The following is an 18,833-nucleotide window of genomic DNA, read 5'->3' as shown; positions in this document are numbered from 1 at the left end:
GCCGCACCATAATGAGAAAAACGAGGTGAAAGGCCGTGTACAAGATTCTGATTGCCGATGACCACCCGCTCTTCCGCGAAGCCATCCATAACGTCATCAGCGACGGTTTTCCGGAAAGCGAAGTGATGGAGACCGCCGACCTGGACAGCGCGCTGGCGCTGACCCAGGAGCACGACGACCTGGACCTGATTCTTCTCGACCTGAACATGCCGGGCATGCACGGCCTGAACGGGCTGATCAACCTGCGTAACGAGGCACCGACCGTGCCGGTGGTGATCGTCTCCGCCGAGCAGGACAAACAGGTGGTACTACAGGCCATCACCTATGGCGCGGTGGGTTTCATCACCAAGTCTTCACCCCGCGCGCAGATGACCGACGCCATCGAGCAGATCCTCAACGGCAACGTCTACCTGCCTTCGGACATCATCCGCACGCAGAAGGCCTCGCCGCGCCGCCACCATGATGAAGCCAGTATCCCGCCCGAACTGCTGCAGGCCCTGACTCGCAAGCAGTTGCTGGTGCTGGAGCGGATGACCAAGGGCGAGTCGAACAAGCAGATCGCCTACAACCTGGACATCGCCGAGACCACCGTGAAGGCCCACGTCTCCGCGATCCTGCGCAAGCTCAACGTGCACAACCGGGTACAGGCCATTCTCTCGGCCGGCGATATCGACTTCACTGCTTACCTGCGTCGCTGACCATCCGGGTACTTCCCTAAGGACGACCATGCCTGCCGCCCGCACGCTGCTGTTCACGGCCCTGGCCATGCTGGCCTTCGCCGGCAATTCCCTGCTCTGCCGCCTCGCCCTCAAGCACACCGCCATCGATGCGGTGAGTTTTACCGCTATCCGTATCGCCGCTGGCGCCCTGGTGCTCTGGCTATTGCTGCGCCTGCGCCGCCAGCCCCTGGCGGCGACCGGCAATTGGCGAGCTGCGGCGGCGCTGTTCGTCTATGCCGCCGCCTTCTCATACGCCTACTTGCAACTGGACGCCGGTGCCGGCGCGCTGCTGTTGTTCGGCGCCGTGCAACTGTGCATGGTGGTCTTCGGCCTGCTGCGCGGTGAACGGTTGAACCTGCAACAGGCGCTGGGCTTCACCCTGGCCACGGGAGGGCTGGTGGTCCTGCTGCTGCCCGGCGCCAGTGCTCCTCCTCTTTTTGGCGGCCTGCTGATGCTGCTCTCCGGCCTTGCCTGGGGTGCCTACACCCTGCTTGGCCGCCAGGCCGGCCTGCCGTTGGCGGCCACCGCAGGCAACTTCATCCGCGCCCTACCCTTCGCCGGATTGCTCCTGTTGCCTTTCATTGGACAACTGAAGCTGGATCTGCCTGGCTTTAGCTACGCCCTGCTTTCCGGTGCGCTGACGTCCGGCATCGGCTATGCCATCTGGTACAGCGCCCTTCCGGGCCTCGGCGCACTTCAGGCCGCCAGCGTGCAACTCAGCGTTCCCGTCCTCGCCGCCCTGGGCGGCGCAGTGCTGCTTGGCGAACACATCAGCCTCCGCCTTGCGCTGGTTTCAGTAGCCGTGCTTGGCGGCATCGCCCTGGTGCTGCGGGCGAAGTTCCAGCCAGTGCCGCAACGGGCTTGAAACCCCTTCCCGTGCGCACGGTGCTGCCTGGTAGGGTGCGCCATGCGCACCGATCCGAGCGCCTGAGGGAACCCGTAACCCCGATACACTGCCGGTGCGCGCGGCGCACCCTACCCGAGAGGCCGCGCGCACCAGATGTTTCCTACGCTCTCACCGGTAAGCCTGCCCTCGGCCCTGACTTACGCTGGCCGATCCCCACCCGGCAGGAGGCCAGGCATGTCCAATTACCGTCGCGCCAGCGACCCAGGCGCGCTCTACTTCTTTACGCTCGTTACTCACCTACGCAAACCCGTGCTGACTCATCCTGCCGTTCGCAATGCGCTCCGCGAGGCGATCGTCTGTACGCGGGAACGATTTCCCTTCGACATCCACGGCTGGGTGCTACTTCCGGATCATGTCCATTGCATCTGGCAGTTGCCGCCGGATGACCATGACTTCGGCCGGCGCTGGTCCATCATCAAACGCCACGTCAGCCAGCAGTGTGCGGAAGTTGGCCCGCGCAGTAGTAGCCAACAGGCAAGGCGCGAACTCGGCCTCTGGCAACGACGCTTCTGGGAACACCGGATACGCAATGAAGCGGACTACCAGCGGCATATGGATTACCTGCACTGGAATCCGGTCAAGCATGGGTTGGTAAAGCGGGTTTCTGATTGGCCATGGTCGAGCTTTCATCGGCTGGTGCGGGATGAGGTGTATCCGAACGACTGGGGAGGCAGCCGGGAGATAGAAGGCAAGTTCGGCGAATGAGTTGTCGACGAACTCTGGTGCGCGCGGCGCACCCTACCGTCGAGCGCAGCGCCACCTGGTAGGGTGCGCCATGCGCACCGATTCGCGCCTCCGGGGTAATCCGTACTACATCGGTACTCCGCCGGTGCACGCGGCGCACCCTACCCGAACTCCGTGCCCGACCGTAGGGTGCGCCATGCGCACCAATTCGAGCTTCCGGGGGAAATCCGTACCACGCCGGTACTCCGCTGGTGCGCGCGGCGCACCCTACGAGGAGCCTCTGTGCGGTGCCTTCACCGCTCCAACAAATGACTCATCGCCGTCTTCAGCTTCATCGGCCGTACCGGTTTGTGCATCAGGGTATGGCCCAGCTCACGCATCTGCTGCTTGAGTTCGTTGCTGTAGTTGGCGGTGATCATCAGGGCCGGGAGCGGTGTGCTGCGGCGGGCGTTGATGGTGGCCACGGCGTCGACGCCATTGCAGTCATTGTCCAGGTGGTAGTCGGCGATCAGCAGATCGGCTTCGGCGTGGAAGTTGTCCACCTGGCGGGCCAGGTCTTCCTCTGACAGCGCGGTGGTCACCTGGCAGCCCCAACCTTCCAGCAGTGTGCGCATACCGGCACAGATGGCGGCGTCGTTATCAAGCACCCAGACCCGCGCACCTTGTAGCCGCTCCAGCACCGCCTGGGGTTCGTCGTGCTGCAGTTTCTGGCGCGGTACGCGACGCGCCAGCGGCACCTCCACGGCGAACAGCGAACCCTTGCCCAGCACCGAAGACACGTGGATGCGGTGGCCGAGCATGCGGGCGATCTTCTCGACGATGGCCAGGCCCAGGCCGAGCCCGCGGTCCTGCTTCTCGCGCACCACTTCACCGCGTTTGAATTCCTGGAAGATCTCGCCGAGCTTCTCCTGCGCGATGCCGACCCCGGTGTCGTGCACTTCGATCCACAGGCTCTGCCGCCGACGTCGGCAGCCCAGCAGAATGCCCCCCGTGGGTGTGTAGCGGATGGCATTGCTGAGCAGGTTGCGCAAGATGCGCGCCAGCAGTTGCAGGTCACTGCGCACCAGGGCGGAACTGGCCACGAAGCCCATCCGCAGGCCTTCGCTGGTCGCGATCTGGCGATACTCCACGGCCAGGTTGTCGAGCAGTTCGCTCACCGCGAAGGACGCGATATCCGGCTTGATCACCCCGGCATCCAGCTTGGAAATATCCACCAGCGTCCCCAGCAGGTTCTCCACGTCTTCCAGTGAGTTGCTGACGTTGCGTACCAGCGCCAGGTTGCAGGTCTGGCTGCGCTGTTCCAGCAATGCGCTGGTGAACAGCCGTGCGGCGTTCAGGGGCTGCAGCAGGTCGTGGCTGACCGCTGCGAGGAACTTGGTCTTGGACAGGTTGGCCTTTTCGGCTTCGAACTTGGCCTCCCGCAGGCGCATTTCGACCTGGGTACGCTCGTCGATCTCGCGGCGCAGTTGGCTATTCAGGGCGGTCAGCTCGGTGGTGCGCTCACGGACCCGCTGCTCCAGGTTCTGGTAGGCCTGGTGCAGGGCCTCGGCGGTGCGGCGACGCTCGGTGATGTCACGGATCAGCACGAAAATACCGACCACCTCGCCATTGGCCAGGCGATTCGGCACGTAGGACCGCAGCATGCAGCGCTCTTGCCCGTTGTGGTTGGTCTCGGTGACCTCGAAGGACAGGCTTTCGCCATTCAGCGCCCGCTCCAGGTAAGGCTCCAGGCGTCGCCAGTGCTCGTCGCTGTGCACCTCGCGCAGGCTCTGGCCGAGCATCGCGCCGCGCGGCCAGCGGTACCACTCCTCGTAGACCTTGTTGGTGAATTCGTAGATGAGGTCAGCGCTGAGGTAGGCAATCAGTGCGGGAACATGGTCAGTGATCAGACGAATCCAGCGCTCGCTCTCGGCCAGCATCTCGGCATGGCGATAACGCTCGGTGATGTCGGTGAAGGTATTGACGAAGCCGCCGGTGGGTAGCGGATGGGTACGGACTTCCATTACCCGGCCGTTGTACAGGCGCTGCTCCATCTCGCGGACAGGGCGGCCATTGGCGTCGCGGGTGTCGGGGGTGAGCAATGGCAACTCGCTGTCCGCCATGACCCCCGCGAAGGCGCGATGCGCTTCCACCGGCGCCAAGCCACAGAGTTCGAGGAAACGGTGGTTCCAGAGTTCCAGAACGCCCTCGGCACTGACCATGGCCACCCCTTGGGAGAGGTTGTCCACGGCGCGCTGCAACAGCCGCGACTTCTGCGCCAGGGCCTGCTCGCGGCGAGCGGTTTCGCTCTGCTTGACCTCGGTGATATCGGTGTAAAGGATCACCAGCCCGCCTTCTCGGGTCGGTCGCTCGCTGACCTGCACCCAGCGCCCGTTATGCAGACGGTAGAGGACGTTATCGTCGCTGCCACGATGCTCTTCGACGATCAGACCGGTGCTTTCGGCCAGGCGACGGATTTCCGAAAGCCGGGTACCGGCGCAGATGCGCGCACGGGTCCTGGCCCAGAATGACTTGAAGCGGCTGTTGAAGAGGACGATGCGCTGGTCCCGGTCGAACAGCACGAAGGCGTCGGAAATGCTTTCGATGGCATCGATCAGATGCTGGTGGGCGGTTTCCGCGCGAAGCCGGGCGTCACTCAGCAGCCGGTTGCTGGCCTTGAGTTCGGCCATGGCCTGGTTCAGTGCATCGGTCCGCTCGCGCACCTGCTCGGCCAACACCACCGAATGCTGGAAGGCGGCGTAGCTGTCGTCGTGGCGCGAGGCGCTGGACTCCACCCGCTCGATCAGCGCGGCATTGATACGCCGTAGCTTGCGGTTCTCATCTTCGAGCGCAGTCAGGCGTGCCTGTTGTTCAGCGGCATCCATTGCCACCCCGGCGGCCAATGGCGACTCCCGTGAAGGTCTGGTTGATGTGCATGCCATTGAACTGCTCTCCATAGGAGTTGAAGCCGATGACCCGCTGCCGACGCAGGATTTCGGAGGTGCGAGCCACGGCATCTGCGTCGTTCTCGATTTCCAGCCGACGCAGGAAGCAGTCGCAGCCGATGGTCAGCAAGGGCGCGCCGAGCCGCTCACCCAGACGCTCGAACAGCGCCTCCAGGTTGGGCAGCAGTGGTCCGGTGCACATGGCAGTCAGGACGATGCCGTTCTCCACCGCGCAGTAGAAGGTCAGGCTGAGGTCCGCATTGACCCGCTGGATGGAGCGCACGTAGTACGAGTCACCCAGGCGCACCGCCAGGGGATGCGCGGCAAACACGCTCAGGTCGAGGGCCCCGAGCGGAACACCGGTCATGCGTGCATAGACTTCCGCCGCAGGTTCCGCGTTGAGTTCGAAGACCCGGCGGCTGGCATTGTCGGCACGGGTGACCACCAGTTTCTCGGTGCCCGGCAGGATGTGGTGAGTGCTGAACACCTCGAAATCCAACGCGGTGTTGACCAGCACCACCACCGCCGCGCCCGCGTGGAAGCGCCCTTCGTAATAGACGTGGGTGTGTTTGAGGTGGTGATCGTCGGCGGCCGAACCACCGAAGTGCGGGATGCTGCCGAGAGCGGCACCGAGCGCCGCCAGTACCACTTCCTCGCGACTGGACAGGCCGTCCAGCAAGGTCAAGGCGAAGCTGTGGCCTTTGATAGGCACCAGGGTATTGGCCCGGCAGTCCTGTACCAGCCGCTCGACCAGTTGCTGGGCATCGATCAGGCCGAAACGATCCATCTCGTCCACCAGGGCGCTGGCGATGGAGAAGCTGCGATGGTCGAACCCGACCGCACTGACGCAGTTGCGGCCATATCCCTGCGGCGTGATTTCCCCGGCGCTGGTGCAGCCCACCAGGCGCACACCGCCGAAATACTGCTCCAGTGCGTGACCCAGGGCTTCGAGGTCGTATTCGGCCGAACAGAAGAACAGCACGAACCCCAGGTGCGGGTGGATGAGCTGGCGCGCCAGGTCCTGGGCCACGGCTTCCGCCTCGCTGGCCAGCGACATGGCGGTGACGACGCCCTCTGCCGGTTCTTCGAGCATCCTCGGTCTCACTCAGTAGCCTTGTTCGGGATAGGGAAATTCTACGGAGGGGGTCCGGGACGCCCCATCCTTCTTGGGTAGCGGAGGACTAGTTCGAAGGTAGGGGCCGGCGGACGGGTACAGACCTTCCTGGGATCCCGAGGCGGTGCGCATGGCGCACCCTACGGTCAAGAACCGAGCTCGGGTAGGGTGCGCCGCGCGCACCGGCTCCTTTGCCGAAGAAAACAGTCAGTGCCCCACTCCCCAATAAAAAAGGCGGGAGGACAACAGGCTCTCCCGCCAAAACCGGAGCAATCTGGAGCAATCTGGAGCAGGGTTTACCAGGTCAGCACGGCACCCAGGGCGACGGTGTCGGTGTCTTCGTTCTGGGCATCGCCCTCATGGCCATCGATCTCGAACTGGTTGTATTCGGCCACCAGCTTGAGGTTGTCGTTGATGTCATGGAACAGCGCAATGCCACGGGTTTCGTAGTCGGCACCGGTGTTCACCACACCATTGCCGTCGTCCTTGGTCTTGCCGTAGGACAGCGCCAGGCGATTCTTGCCGAAGCGGTAGGAGCCCTGCAGCAGGTAGCCGTCGCTGTCCACTTCGCGCAGGGTCGGCTCGCCAGCGTTGTTGGTGAAGAAGGGGTTGATGCCCTTGGCCTGGAAGCCGGAGCCCACCAGGGTGAAGGCGCCCATTTTCGCCTGCACGCCGTAGCCCAGCCCCTTGGAGGTGACGCTGTCGACGTTGGGGTCGGTGTTTTCCGAGGTCTGGTAGGCGCCGTTGACCCAGGAATAGATCTGCGCGCCGCCCAGGTCGAATTCGTAGGTGATCTCGGACTCGAAACGCGGGTTTTCCTGGTAGGCCTTGCCGGTGGGGCTTTCGTCATTGGTGTCCACCGGGTCCATGATGCCCACGGCGGCACGCAGGCCGTCGGTTTTCGGACTGCGATAGGTGATCTGCGACGTCGGGAACGGATAGGGATAGCCACTGCCGATGTTGCCGAAGGACACGCCGCCGCCATCCACCAGGCCAAGGGTGTCGCTGACTTGGCCGTAGCCGGCGAGCAGTTCATCGAGCAGGATGTTGGAACGCGCGAACAGGCCAAAGTCCTTGCCTACCAGCACCTCGCCCCAGTCACTACCGGCGGTGCCGTAGAACTGACGGACGTCGATGGCGGTGGCGGTGCCATTGGTCTCACTGTCGTTGATGGTGACCCAGAAGGAAGAACGGGCGCCGAGCTTGAGGTCATCCACCTGCTTGCCCATGTTGAAACCGATCCAGTTGGGCAGGAACCCCATCTTTACCCGCGACTGACGACGGTCGAACTGTTCGCCGTCACGGTCCACATCGCTGTTCACGTAGAAGGCGTTGACGTAGCCATCAGTGGAGAAGGTGGTCTGGTCCTTGTCGTACAGGACGATCTCTGCGGCGGCCTGCTGGGTAGCAAGGGCCACCGCTGCCGCGAGGGCAAGGCGGGACAAACGGGCTTGGGCGATCTTCTTGTTGTGCATGACGCTCTCCGCTGTGGGTTGACGACCGGGCAGGTCAGTCGTGTCGGAGGCGATTATCGAAATGCCCTTGGGGACGCCATACGCTGCAATGGCAGCGGTTCTCCACTGCTTTGGCCGGGTCGATCGAGCCACACCGGCTAGGCTTAAGACCGGGCACCCCCAAGGTCGTAGACCAGCAGACCCAGGCACAGCACAAAAGGACGAAGCCCATTCGGGTTCGTCCTTCAGAAGTGGGAAAGGAGTGGATCAGATGAGTCAGTGCCAGCTCGATGCGGGGGCTTCGGCGTTGGCGAGAGCCTGGCAGCGCAGACCGGCGATAAGGTGCTCCTGCTGTTGCAGCAGATGCGAAGGTTGCAGTCCCGCCAGGGCGCGGCGTACCTGTAGCGAATGGTCGGCCGGCAGGCCGGCCTGGTGATCGAGCCAGCACTGATGCGCATGGGTGGCGAAGCACGTGCCTTGCCGGTCCAACTGCTGGTCGAGAGCCTGGACCAGGTCGTGCAGCTGGGATTGATCCAGGCTGGACAGGCATTCGTGCTGTCGCAGAAGAAATTCCTGGATGTGCTGATAAAGACCGACAGCGCCCTCACGCGGCGACTGTACGGCGAACAGCACGCCTCGATGCCCATCGAACTGCCTGAAGCCACAGGCCAGGGCATACCCCAACTGCAGCTCACCCCGCAGGCGCTGGTGAAAGGCGGGTTCCAGTATGCGCGCCAGGAGACGTCCGGCGGCTTCGGATTCCGCGCTGACGGAGTCGAGGGGATAGAACAGCAGCAACGCCGCTTCACCTTCCACATCCAGTCGATGCCAGGTGCGCCTACCCTCCCCGGCCACCCGCCTGGAAAAATCTGGCAAACCGGGTAAATCGATATCCACCGCCACATCACCCAGACCCAACCCTTGCCAACGCGATCGCCACCAGAAGCGCGCCAGTGATTCCGAATCAAATACGGCGGGTGCTTCCGTCGGTGCATCGTCGAGCACGCCCGGCAGCCGTTGCAGCAACTGGCGAATGGGCAGCTCGCCGGCCTGGCGGCGCACGTCGCTTTGCTGCAAACGCGACCCCTGGGCCAGTGCCCAGAGCGGAGGTGCCTGCAAAAGGGGCAGCACGTCGCGGGTAGCCTGGCGCAGTGCTCGCACCTCGCCTTGCAGAGCCAGCGTCAAACCGCCGCGCACCGCCTGCAGCCCTCCCTCTACGCCCGCCAGAGCGGCGCTACTCAAGAGCGGCCGCAGCGCTCGCCGCAAGCCGTGGGCAAGCCCATCAGGCAATCCGCCCGCACCGGGGCTCCAATGCAGGAACAGTGCACCTTGCCCGGGGGCGTCCGGCCGTGCCGGCAACACGGTCATCAGCGGGTCCGCCTTTGATGCGGTTGCGGTCGGACTCAGGTAGGGATTGGCGGGCGGAAGCCGCCAGCGACTTACTGACGGCGCACCAGAACCAACGTCCAGGCGCTCCAGATGCAAGGGAAAACCCGCAGACTCCACATTGGGCACACCGACTGACGTGCTGGTTTCAAGGCGTATCAAGCATTCGGCTCGCATCTCGTCCAGCAGCGAACGCACATCCGCCTGCTCGGGAAGCCCTGGCGCCATCGCGACGTCCAGCGGTTCCAGGCGATCCATCCTGCGCTGCAGGATTTCCAGCCGCTCCTCCCAGACACCCGGCCACGGCGCTGCAGTGCGCAGGAAGGTCAGCCAGCCCAGCACCTCCGCCTCCAGTCGAGCGCAGTCCGCGCCTGGCACGCGATCGAAGTCCATCAGCAACAGGCCCTGCCCGTGATGGGCGTAAGAAAGGCGCACGTGCACACCGTCGCTCAGTTCGAGAAAGCCGAGTCTTGCCTGCAGGCCACCGAGCGCCTCGTCCTGGATCAGGCTGTCGAGAAAGGCAACGGCGGCTTCCAGGCCGGCACCCTGTCGTTCCAGCACGAAGGCCAGCAGCAGTTTTTCGGAGCCGCCGGGTAGCCCGAGGCGAAGCCGCCTCTCACGCAGTGGCAGCAAAAGTGGCGCGTCCGGGACGGGCAGGTGTTCTCCCGCCAGCAGCGGCTCAGCATGGCGTCGAACGAGTTCGAGTTGCTGGTCCGGCAACTGCGGCGCCACCAATGTCAGGCGCATGCGGCCAGGCTGGTAGTGTTCCCGGTGGAATCGCCGGAGGGTCGGCATGAATGCAGGCGCGTGCAGGTCCAGGCTGGCAGCATGACCCGCGTGGAAGTCCGCCAGCGGATGGCCAGGTGCCAAGGCCCACGCCAGCGCGGCGTCGCAGAGGGTCTGCCGGTCCTGCGTACGGGCGCTGTACTCGGCTTGCAGCACGTCACGCTCGCGCCATATGGCCGCCGTCTCCAGCAGAGGATTGGCGAGCATGTCCATGAGCCGCGCCAGAGCCTGGTCAAGGTGCGTTGCCGGCACTTCGCAAAGGAAGCGTGTATAGCGTGCCTGGGTACTGGCATTGACCCGTCCGCCCAGGCGCTGGACGAAGGGAATCAGGCACTGCTCCGGCGGGAAATCGCGGCTGCCGAGGAACACGAGGTGTTCGAGAAAGTGTGCAAGCCCGGGGTACTCGGTCGGCTCGTCATGGCTGCCACCCTCTATATCCACCAATACCGCGCTCATTGCCGTACCGGGCCGCTGCATCAGGCGTACCTGAAGGCCGTTCGCCAAGTGCACGTCCTGTGTTCGTTGCTGCGCTGTGGATTCGAAATGAAGGGGCATGGCAGGCCGGACACCAGATAGGGATCGATCCTAGGTTCGAACCCGGCCAAAGCGGTGGCAATGCTGCTTTGGAACTATATCGATGACGTCTACGTCCTATTTCTTCAGAGCAATAGTCAATCTCTTACATGCTGTTGAGAGATTTCCCATCACCAGTTACCGACGTGACTCCATCGCTGTGACAGCCATCTCAGATCGATAATGGCGCATCGCCATATGGACTGATGGCCCAAGCGGAGCATCCATGGACCAGATTCCCGAACAACAAATACCGCAAAGTGAAATTGCCTTGCTGGCCAACATCCTGGCCCTCACCACGCGCAACATGACGGCAATCACCACCCTGCTGGCAAAAGTCACCGCCAACATGGCCGGCTCGACCGACAACAACCTGCAGGCGGCCTCCGTCGGCCTGCTGGACCAGGTAACCGGCCTTGGCCACGACCTCGAACTGCAATGGGACCTGATCCAGTCACTGGACCGTTTCTGTCCCCTGCTCGCCCGTACGCCGCCGGCGCGCACCTCACTCGTTACCGAAATCAACATCAGCCAATTACCGCAAAGCAATTAAAATGGCTTGATTTTTGCCCGGCGATCCTTTAGGGTCGTCGCCGTTAGTACCAAGTTGTAAGTCAATCCGGCTTTCCGATCCCTCGCCTCTCACCCCTGAGAAGCCCAACCCAAAGGGACCCGGCCACCCCCGCCGACTCACCGACCGCAACGCTCGCCGAAGGCGATGCAGTAAAGCTGTCATGAGCACGCGGTAGATTGACCAGGACTGCCAGCCGAGCCAGACCCTTGCCCGGCGCAGCACCTGGCATCCCAAGTACCAGCTGCCAGAGCTTGATCCCGATCGGGGAACTTCATGCCGGCACCCTTGCTCCGATAAGGATCATCCGACCAGAGTGTGTTACTCGGCGGATTCGGAGCCATTGTCTGGCGGCCCATGGCCGCAAAACGAAGGAAGCAACACGATGACCATCCATCATCAAGCACAAGCTGCAATCAGCACCCTGACCCACGCATTTGCGCCGTTCACCTGCCATATCACCGCCGCTCGCAACGGCAACTTCAGCTTCACCATCGTCAACGAGTTTGGTGTCGCCCGTCACAGCGAGCGTTTGTACCCAGAGCACTATGGCGACGCCGATCATCTGAAGAACGTGATCGACCGGGCACAGAAAGCCCTGACCTGCTGATGCGACAGCCGAAAACGAGAAGCCCCGCCAACGCGGGGCTTTTTCATGGGCAAGGAAAAACCGCTGGCGCCGGCATCGACTCAACCCGGCTGGATTACTACACCGCGACGACCTGTTACCTAAGGACGACAGACCGGGCATAATTCGCCCCTTCAAATCGCCAGCCCAGCGTTTCCATGCGAATTCACGTCACCTTCATCGACCGCGTCGGCATCACCCAGGAGGTCCTGGCCCTGCTCGGCGGCCGCAATCTCAATCTGGATGCGGTCGAGATGGTGCCGCCCAACGTCTACATCGATGCCCCGACCCTCAGCCCGGACGTGCTCGACGAGTTGCGCGACGCCCTGCATTCGGTGCACGGCGTGCAGGAAGTCACGGTCGTGGACATCCTTCCGGGCCAGCGCCGGCGCCTGCAGCTCGATGCCTTGCTGGCCGCCATGACCGATCCGGTGCTGGCGGTGGACGGCGCTGGCCGCGTCCTGCTGGCCAACCCCGCACTGATCGCCCTTTATGGTGACGAACCCGAGGGCCAGCCACTGGCACAGCTGTTCGGTGACGACAGCCTGCACCGCGCCCTGCTGGAGCACAGCTTCCGCCTCCCTCTACGGGAAATCACCCTCAAGGGCCAGGCGCTGCTGCTGGATGCGGTCCCCATTACCGAAGGCGACCACCTGGCTGGCGCGCTGCTGACCCTGTACCAGCCCAACCGCATCGGCGAGCGCCTCTCGGCCCTGCACCACGACCATGCTGCGGGAGGCTTCGATGCGCTGCTGGGCGACTCGGCGCCCATGGCCACCCTCAAGACTCGCGCCCAGCGCGTGGCGTCACTCGACGCTCCTCTGCTGATCCATGGTGAAACCGGTACCGGCAAGGAGCTGGTGGCGCGCGCCTGCCATGCTGCGAGCACTCGGCGCAACCAGCCCTTCCTGGCGCTGAACTGCGCAGCACTGCCGGAAAGCCTGGCTGAAAGCGAGCTGTTCGGCTATGCGCCCGGCGCCTTCACCGGCGCCCAGCGCGGCGGCAAGCCCGGCCTGCTGGAACTGGCCCACCAGGGCACGGTGTTCCTCGACGAAATCGGCGAGATGTCGCCCTACCTGCAGGCCAAGCTGCTGCGCTTCCTCAGCGACGGCAGCTTCCGGCGGGTGGGTGGCGACCGCGAGATCAAGGTGGACGTGCGCATCCTCAGCGCCACTCACCGCAACCTGGAAAAGATGGTCGGCGAAGGCACCTTCCGCGAGGACCTCTTCTACCGCCTTAACGTGCTCAACCTGGAAGTGCCGCCACTTCGCGAGCGCGGGCAGGACATCCTGTTGCTGGCCCGCTTTTTCATGCAGCAGGCCTGCACCCAGATCCAGCGCCCGGCCTGCCGCCTGGCACCCGGCACCTTCCAGGCGCTACTGGGCAACCGCTGGCCCGGCAACGTGCGTCAGCTGCAGAACGTGATCTTCCGCGCGGCAGCCATCTGCGAAAGCAGCCTGGTGGAAATTGGCGACCTCGACATTGCCGGCACCGCCGTGGCACGGGCGAGCGATGGTGAGGTGAACAGCCTGGAAGAAGCCGTGGAGAACTTCGAGCGCGCGCTACTGGAAAAGCTCTTCGTAACTTACCCTTCGACTCGCCAACTGGCGGCGCGCCTGCAGACCTCCCACACCGCCATTGCCCACCGGCTGCGCAAGTACGGGATACCTGGGAAAACCTGATATTTTCTCGAGATAAAGCACGTATCTTTTTGATAAAAATCTATTTTTTATTTTTACCCTGCAAGAACGAAACCTGAATCGCGCTGGGCCGAACTCCCCCGTAGGGTGCGCCATGCGCACCGATTCCGGGATCCCCATCGGCGCTGCTGCAACTTCCTGGTGCGCGCGGCGCACCCTACCTAAATTCCTCTCACAAAACATTAGATAGCCTATGTAACAAGCTGTTTTTAAACGATTTAATTATGAATCCTGTGCGCGACGTAGCGAAATCGATACAGCGTAACGATTCCGCAACATCCAGCCAGAACCCCCGCAACTTCTGGCTTTCCACCCAGCCCCGCAAAAAGCGCTCACCACTCCGTATCGATTTCGCTACAGAAGCACTCGCCCATTTTCTTCACAATCCATCGCAAAGCCTTGATTTACAAGGATATTAGCCTTCTGGCACTGCCCTTGCTAATGGCCGGGCAACAGTGCGCGGCCATGACCGCGTGCGGGGCTAAGCGCCTGGCAGAAGAAACAGGCGCGTCATACGAGTTGAGGACCAAGAATGAGCGATTTGCGTTTCACCGCCGACCACGAATGGCTGCGCCTTGAAGAAGACGGCAGCGTCACCGTTGGTATTACCGAGTACGCGCAGGACGCGTTGGGCGATGTGGTCTTCGTCCAACTCCCGGAACTGCAGGCCTACGCCCAAGGCGCAGAAGTCGCCGTACTGGAATCGGTGAAGGCGGCCAGCAACATCGTCATGCCCCTGGACGGCGAAGTGATCGAAGTGAACCAGCAACTGGCCGACAGCCCCGAACTGGTCAACGAAGAGCCGCTGGGCAAAGGCTGGTTCTTCCGCATGCAGCTGGCCGACGCCAGCATCCTTGACGGCCTCCTCGACCAGGCCGGCTACGAAAACCTGCTGAAAGCCAACGGCTGAGGAATGACCATGAGCATCGAAACCCCAGCCCTCGGCACCACCAACGAATTCATTGCCCGCCACATCGGCCCGCGCGACGCCGACACCAAGGCCATGCTGGCACTGCTCGGCTACGCGGACATCGAAGCCCTGACGGCGAGCGTCATCCCCGACAGCATCAAGGGCACCAGCGTGCTCGACCTGCCGGCCGGCCAGGGCGAGGCCGAAGCCCTCGCCGCGATCAAGGCCATCGCCGCGAAGAACCAGCTGTTCAAGAGCTACATCGGCCAGGGCTACTACCCCTGCCACACCCCCAGCCCGATCCTGCGCAACCTGCTGGAAAACCCGGCCTGGTACACCGCCTACACCCCCTACCAGCCGGAAATTTCCCAGGGCCGCCTGGAGGCCCTGCTGAACTTCCAGACCCTGGTCAGCGACCTCTCCGGCCTGCCGGTGGCCAACGCCTCCCTGCTCGACGAAGGCACCGCCGCCGCCGAAGCCATGACCTTCTGCAAGCGCCTGGCGAAGAACAAGGCCAGCCACGCCTTCTTCGCCTCCCAGCACTGCCACCCGCAGACCCTCGACGTGCTGCGCACCCGTGCCGAGCCGCTGGGCATCGAGGTGGTGATCGGCGACGAGCGTGAGCTGAGCGACGCCGGCGCCTACTTCGGCGCCCTGCTGCAGTACCCGGCGGCCAACGGCGATGTCTTCGACTACCGCGAACTGGTGGCGCGCTTCCACGCCGCCGGCGCCCTGGTCGCGGTCGCCGCCGACCTGTTGGCCCTGACCCTGCTGACCCCGCCCGGCGAGTTCGGCGCCGACGTCGCCCTCGGCAGCGCCCAGCGCTTCGGCGTGCCGCTGGGCTTCGGTGGCCCGCACGCGGCCTACTTCGCCACCCGCGACAGCTTCAAGCGCGACATGCCCGGCCGCCTGGTCGGCGTCTCCATCGACCGCCACGGCAAGCCGGCCCTGCGCCTGGCCATGCAGACCCGCGAGCAGCACATCCGCCGCGAGAAGGCCACCAGCAACATCTGCACCGCGCAGGTGCTGCTGGCCAACATCGCCAGCATGTACGCCGTCTACCACGGCCCGCAGGGCCTGACCCGCATCGCCCAGCGCGTGCACCAGCTGACCGCGATCCTCGCCGAAGGCCTGGCCCAGCTCGGTGTGACCGTCGAGCCGGCACACTTCTTCGACACCCTGACCCTGGCCACCGGCAGCAAGACCGCCGAGCTGCACGCCCAGGCCCGCGCCCAGCGCCTCAACCTGCGCGAAGTGGATGCCGTGCGCCTCGGCCTGTCGCTGGACGAAACCACCACCCAGGCCGACGTCGAGCAACTCTGGGCGCTGTTCGCCAACGGCCAGGCCCTGCCGGTCTTCGCCGCGCTGGCCGCCACGGTCGCCAGCCGCCTGCCGGCCGCCCTGCTGCGCCAGAGCGCGATCCTCAGCCACCCGGTGTTCAACCGTTACCACTCGGAAACCGAGCTGATGCGCTACCTGCGCAAGCTCGCCGACAAGGACCTGGCGCTGGACCGCAGCATGATCCCGCTGGGCTCCTGCACCATGAAGCTGAACGCCGCCAGCGAGATGATCCCGGTGACCTGGGCCGAGTTCGGCGCCCTGCACCCCTTCGCCCCGGCCGCGCAGTCCCAGGGCTACCAGGAACTGACCACCGAACTGGAGGCCATGCTGTGCCAGGCCACCGGCTATGACGCCGTGTCCCTGCAGCCCAACGCCGGCTCCCAGGGCGAGTACGCCGGCCTGCTGGCGATCCGCGCCTACCACCTCAGCCGCGGCGACGACCAGCGCGACATCTGCCTGATCCCGCAATCGGCCCACGGCACCAACCCGGCCACCGCCAGCATGGTCGGCATGCGCGTGGTGGTGACCGCCTGTGACGCCCGCGGCAACGTCGATATCGCCGACCTCAAGGCCAAGGCCGAAGAGCACCGGGAGCGCCTCGCCGCGCTGATGATCACCTACCCGTCCACCCACGGCGTGTTCGAGGAAGGCATCCGCGAGATCTGCGACGTCATCCACGCCAACGGCGGCCAGGTGTACATCGACGGCGCCAACATGAACGCCATGGTCGGCCTCTGCGCCCCGGGCCAGTTCGGCGGCGACGTCTCCCACCTGAACCTGCACAAGACCTTCTGCATCCCCCACGGCGGCGGCGGCCCGGGCGTCGGCCCGATCGGCGTGAAGGCCCACCTGGCGCCCTTCCTGCCCGGCCACGCACACCTGGCCCGCCAGGACGGCGCGGTCAGCGCGGCGCCCTTCGGCAGCGCCAGCATCCTGCCGATCACCTGGATGTACATCCGCATGATGGGCGGCGACGGCCTGCGTCGCGCGACCCAGATGGCGATCCTCAACGCCAACTACATCGCCCGTCGCCTGGAAGAGCACTACCCGGTGCTCTACACCGGCAGCAACGGCCTGGTGGCCCACGAGTGCATCCTCGACCTGCGCCCGCTCAAGGACACCAGCGGCATCAGCGTCGACGACGTCGCCAAGCGCCTGATCGACTACGGCTTCCACGCCCCGACCATGAGCTTCCCGGTGCCCGGCACGCTGATGATCGAGCCCACCGAGAGCGAATCGAAGGAAGAGCTGGACCGCTTCTGCGACGCCATGATCCGCATCCGCGAGGAAATCCGCGCGGTGGAAGCCGGCGAACTGGACAAGGACGACAACCCGCTGAAGAACGCCCCGCACACCGCCGCCGAACTGGTCGGCGAGTGGACCCACCGCTATAGCCGCGAACTCGCCGTGTACCCCAGCGCCAACCTGGTGGACGGCAAGTACTGGCCGCCGGTGGGCCGCGTGGACAACGTCTACGGCGACCGCAACCTGGTCTGCGCCTGCCCGTCCATCGAGGCCTACCAGGACGCCTGATCGCGCGCCTCAGGTAGGAGCCAGCTTGCTGGCGAAGCGCTCTGCCGGAGCCATTCGCGAGCAAGCTCGCCCCTACAGCGAACGGACGCAAGACAAGGAGCACGGCGGTCGGCCCTTCGGGCCCGAACCGTCGGGCTGTCTACGCTGACTAATAAGAAAAGCCGAGCAATCGCTCAGGAGCGCGACATGTCCCTCAGCGTCTTCGACCTGTTCAAGATCGGCATTGGCCCCTCCAGCTCCCACACCGTGGGCCCGATGCGCGCCGCCGCGCGATTCGTCGATGGCCTGCGCCGTGAGAACCTGCTGGTCAACACCCACAGCCTGAAAGTCGAGCTGTACGGCTCTCTCGGCGCCACCGGCAAGGGCCACGGCAGCGACAAGGCCGTGTTGCTGGGTCTGGAAGGCGAGCAGCCAGATACCGTAGATACGGAAAGAGTGGATGAGCGCCTGGCGCGCATCCGCCAGAGCGGCGAACTGCTTCTCGGCGGCGAGAAGTCGATTCATTTCGTAGAGAAGGAGCACCTGGCGCTGATCCGCAAGCCGCTCCCCTACCACCCCAACGGCATGATCTTCCGCGCCTTCGATGCCGCCGGCATCCAGATCCGCGCTCGCGAGTACTACTCGGTGGGCGGTGGCTTCGTCGTCGACGAGGAAGCCGCCGGCCTCGACCGCATCGTCGAAGACCGCACACCGCTGCCCTACCCGTTCAAGACCGGCAAGGACATGCTCGCCCAGTGCAGCGCCAGCGGACTCGCCATCAGCGGCCTGATGCGCGAGAACGAGAAGGCCTGGCGCACCCCGGAGGAGACCAGCGCCGGCCTGATGAAGATCTGGCAGGTGATGCAGGACTGCGTCACCACCGGCTGCCGCAAAGAAGGCATCATGCCCGGCGGGCTGAAGGTCAAGCGCCGCGCCGCCGCGCTCTACCGCCAGCTCAGCGAACACCCGGAGGCCAGCCTCAAGGACAGCCTCTCGGTGCTCGACTGGGTCAACCTCTATGCCCTGGCGGTGAACGAGGAAAACGCCACCGGTGGCCGCGTGGTCACCGCGCCCACCAACGGCGCGGCCGGCATCGTCCCGGCGGTGCTGCACTACTACAGCCGCTTCGTGCCCGGCGCCAACGACGACGGCGTCGAGCGCTTCCTGCTCACCGCCGCCGCCATCGGCATCCTCTACAAGGAAAACGCCTCCATTTCCGGCGCCGAAGTCGGCTGCCAGGGCGAAGTCGGCGTGGCCTGCTCGATGGCCGCCGGCGCGCTCTGCGAAGTCCTCGGCGGCACCCCGCAGCAGGTCGAGAACGCCGCCGAGATCGGCATGGAGCACAACCTCGGACTGACCTGCGACCCGGTCGGCGGCCTGGTCCAGGTGCCCTGCATCGAACGCAACGCGATGGGCTCGGTGAAGGCCATCAACGCCGCACGCATGGCCCTGCGCGGCGACGGTCAGCACTTCATCTCGCTCGACAAGGTGATCCGCACCATGCGCCAGACCGGTGCCGACATGAAGAGCAAGTACAAGGAAACCGCCCGCGGCGGCCTCGCCGTGAACATCATCGAATGCTGATCCACCGTCCGTAGGGTGCGCCGTGCGCACCACAGACGTT

General features: G+C 64.5%; 13 protein-coding genes. 9 read left to right on the top strand and 4 right to left on the bottom strand.

Going from position 1 to position 18,833, the window contains the following annotated elements; genetic code table 11:
- The first annotated feature begins 35 nt into the window (after nt 1-35).
- The 3 genes from MnOB_RS01860 (at nt 36) to MnOB_RS01850 (ending at nt 2,331) form a co-directional block, all read left to right on the top strand.
- Nucleotides 36-698, top strand: a complete 663-nt coding sequence (locus tag MnOB_RS01860; RefSeq protein ID WP_077521413.1) for a response regulator transcription factor — start codon at nt 36-38, stop codon at nt 696-698.
- A gap of 28 nt (nt 699-726) precedes the next feature.
- Nucleotides 727-1,584 carry a DMT family transporter gene (locus MnOB_RS01855; protein ID WP_077521411.1) on the top strand — a complete coding sequence of 286 codons (858 nt, stop codon included), beginning with the start codon at nt 727-729 and terminating at the stop codon, nt 1,582-1,584.
- Between the two features lie 216 nt (nt 1,585-1,800).
- Nucleotides 1,801-2,331: an REP-associated tyrosine transposase gene (locus MnOB_RS01850; protein WP_077521409.1), complete on the top strand. Its 531-nt coding sequence runs from the start codon at nt 1,801-1,803 to the stop codon at nt 2,329-2,331.
- Nucleotides 2,332-2,603: 272 nt separating this feature from the next.
- Here the strand turns inward: MnOB_RS01850 and nahK are convergent, their stop codons facing one another.
- The 4 genes from nahK to pqqF form a co-directional block, all read right to left on the bottom strand.
- On the bottom strand, nt 2,604-5,174 hold the full coding sequence (gene nahK, locus MnOB_RS01845; RefSeq protein ID WP_077521446.1) for a hybrid sensor histidine kinase/response regulator NahK/ErcS': 2,571 nt from the start codon (nt 5,172-5,174) through the stop codon (nt 2,604-2,606).
- On the bottom strand, nt 5,161-6,327 hold the full coding sequence (gene nosP, locus MnOB_RS01840; RefSeq protein WP_077521407.1) for a nitric oxide-sensing protein NosP: 1,167 nt from the start codon (nt 6,325-6,327) through the stop codon (nt 5,161-5,163). The genes nahK and nosP overlap by 14 nt, the downstream gene beginning before the upstream one ends.
- 317 nt (nt 6,328-6,644) lie before the next feature.
- The gene (locus MnOB_RS01835; protein WP_077521405.1) at nt 6,645-7,823 is read right to left on the bottom strand and encodes a porin; all 1,179 of its coding nucleotides are present in this window, start codon (nt 7,821-7,823) and stop codon (nt 6,645-6,647) included.
- 255 nt (nt 7,824-8,078) lie between these two features.
- Nucleotides 8,079-10,478 carry a pyrroloquinoline quinone biosynthesis protein PqqF gene (pqqF, locus tag MnOB_RS01830; protein WP_158713758.1) on the bottom strand — a complete coding sequence of 800 codons (2,400 nt, stop codon included), beginning with the start codon at nt 10,476-10,478 and terminating at the stop codon, nt 8,079-8,081.
- 295 nt (nt 10,479-10,773) lie between these two features.
- Here pqqF and MnOB_RS01825 point away from each other — a divergent pair, with 295 nt between their 5' ends.
- The 6 genes from MnOB_RS01825 to MnOB_RS01800 all read left to right on the top strand — a co-directional run bounded on the left by MnOB_RS01825 (nt 10,774) and on the right by MnOB_RS01800 (nt 18,793).
- The gene (locus tag MnOB_RS01825; RefSeq protein WP_077521400.1) at nt 10,774-11,100 is read left to right on the top strand and encodes a hypothetical protein; all 327 of its coding nucleotides are present in this window, start codon (nt 10,774-10,776) and stop codon (nt 11,098-11,100) included.
- A gap of 403 nt (nt 11,101-11,503) precedes the next feature.
- A complete protein-coding gene (locus tag MnOB_RS01820) occupies nt 11,504-11,728 on the top strand; it encodes a hypothetical protein (RefSeq protein ID WP_077521398.1) in 225 nt (74 codons plus the stop codon).
- Between the two features lie 176 nt (nt 11,729-11,904).
- Nucleotides 11,905-13,428, top strand: coding sequence for a sigma-54-dependent transcriptional regulator (locus MnOB_RS01815; protein WP_077521396.1), 1,524 nt, complete (start codon nt 11,905-11,907; stop codon nt 13,426-13,428).
- Nucleotides 13,429-13,978: 550 nt separating this feature from the next.
- Nucleotides 13,979-14,356: a glycine cleavage system protein GcvH gene (gene gcvH / locus MnOB_RS01810; RefSeq protein ID WP_077521394.1), complete on the top strand. Its 378-nt coding sequence runs from the start codon at nt 13,979-13,981 to the stop codon at nt 14,354-14,356.
- 9 nt (nt 14,357-14,365) lie between these two features.
- Entirely contained in the window at nt 14,366-17,230 is a 2,865-nt protein-coding gene (gene gcvP / locus MnOB_RS01805) for an aminomethyl-transferring glycine dehydrogenase (protein ID WP_077521393.1), read from the top strand.
- A gap of 186 nt (nt 17,231-17,416) precedes the next feature.
- Nucleotides 17,417-18,793 carry an L-serine ammonia-lyase gene (locus MnOB_RS01800; protein ID WP_077521391.1) on the top strand — a complete coding sequence of 459 codons (1,377 nt, stop codon included), beginning with the start codon at nt 17,417-17,419 and terminating at the stop codon, nt 18,791-18,793.
- Nucleotides 18,794-18,833 lie beyond the last annotated feature (40 nt).

This window comes from Metapseudomonas resinovorans (assembly GCF_002003485.1).
Classification (GTDB): Bacteria; Pseudomonadota; Gammaproteobacteria; order Pseudomonadales; family Pseudomonadaceae; genus Metapseudomonas; species Metapseudomonas resinovorans_D.
This window is presented reverse-complemented; position numbering and strand designations above follow the sequence as displayed.

Bases quoted from the DNA above. Each gene is read 5' to 3' on its own strand.
- MnOB_RS01820 (WP_077521398.1), top strand. From the start codon at position 11,504: ATGACCATCCATCATCAAGCACAAGCTGCAATCAGCACCCTGACCCAC.
- MnOB_RS01825 (WP_077521400.1), top strand. From the start codon at position 10,774: ATGGACCAGATTCCCGAACAACAAATACCGCAAAGTGAAATTGCCTTG.
- MnOB_RS01850 (WP_077521409.1), top strand. From the start codon at position 1,801: ATGTCCAATTACCGTCGCGCCAGCGACCCAGGCGCGCTCTACTTCTTT.
- MnOB_RS01815 (WP_077521396.1), top strand. From the start codon at position 11,905: ATGCGAATTCACGTCACCTTCATCGACCGCGTCGGCATCACCCAGGAG.
- nahK (WP_077521446.1), bottom strand. From the start codon at position 5,174: ATGGATGCCGCTGAACAACAGGCACGCCTGACTGCGCTCGAAGATGAG.
- gcvP (WP_077521393.1), top strand. From the start codon at position 14,366: ATGAGCATCGAAACCCCAGCCCTCGGCACCACCAACGAATTCATTGCC.
- gcvH (WP_077521394.1), top strand. From the start codon at position 13,979: ATGAGCGATTTGCGTTTCACCGCCGACCACGAATGGCTGCGCCTTGAA.
- MnOB_RS01800 (WP_077521391.1), top strand. From the start codon at position 17,417: ATGTCCCTCAGCGTCTTCGACCTGTTCAAGATCGGCATTGGCCCCTCC.
- MnOB_RS01835 (WP_077521405.1), bottom strand. From the start codon at position 7,823: ATGCACAACAAGAAGATCGCCCAAGCCCGTTTGTCCCGCCTTGCCCTC.
- MnOB_RS01855 (WP_077521411.1), top strand. From the start codon at position 727: ATGCCTGCCGCCCGCACGCTGCTGTTCACGGCCCTGGCCATGCTGGCC.
- nosP (WP_077521407.1), bottom strand. From the start codon at position 6,327: ATGCTCGAAGAACCGGCAGAGGGCGTCGTCACCGCCATGTCGCTGGCC.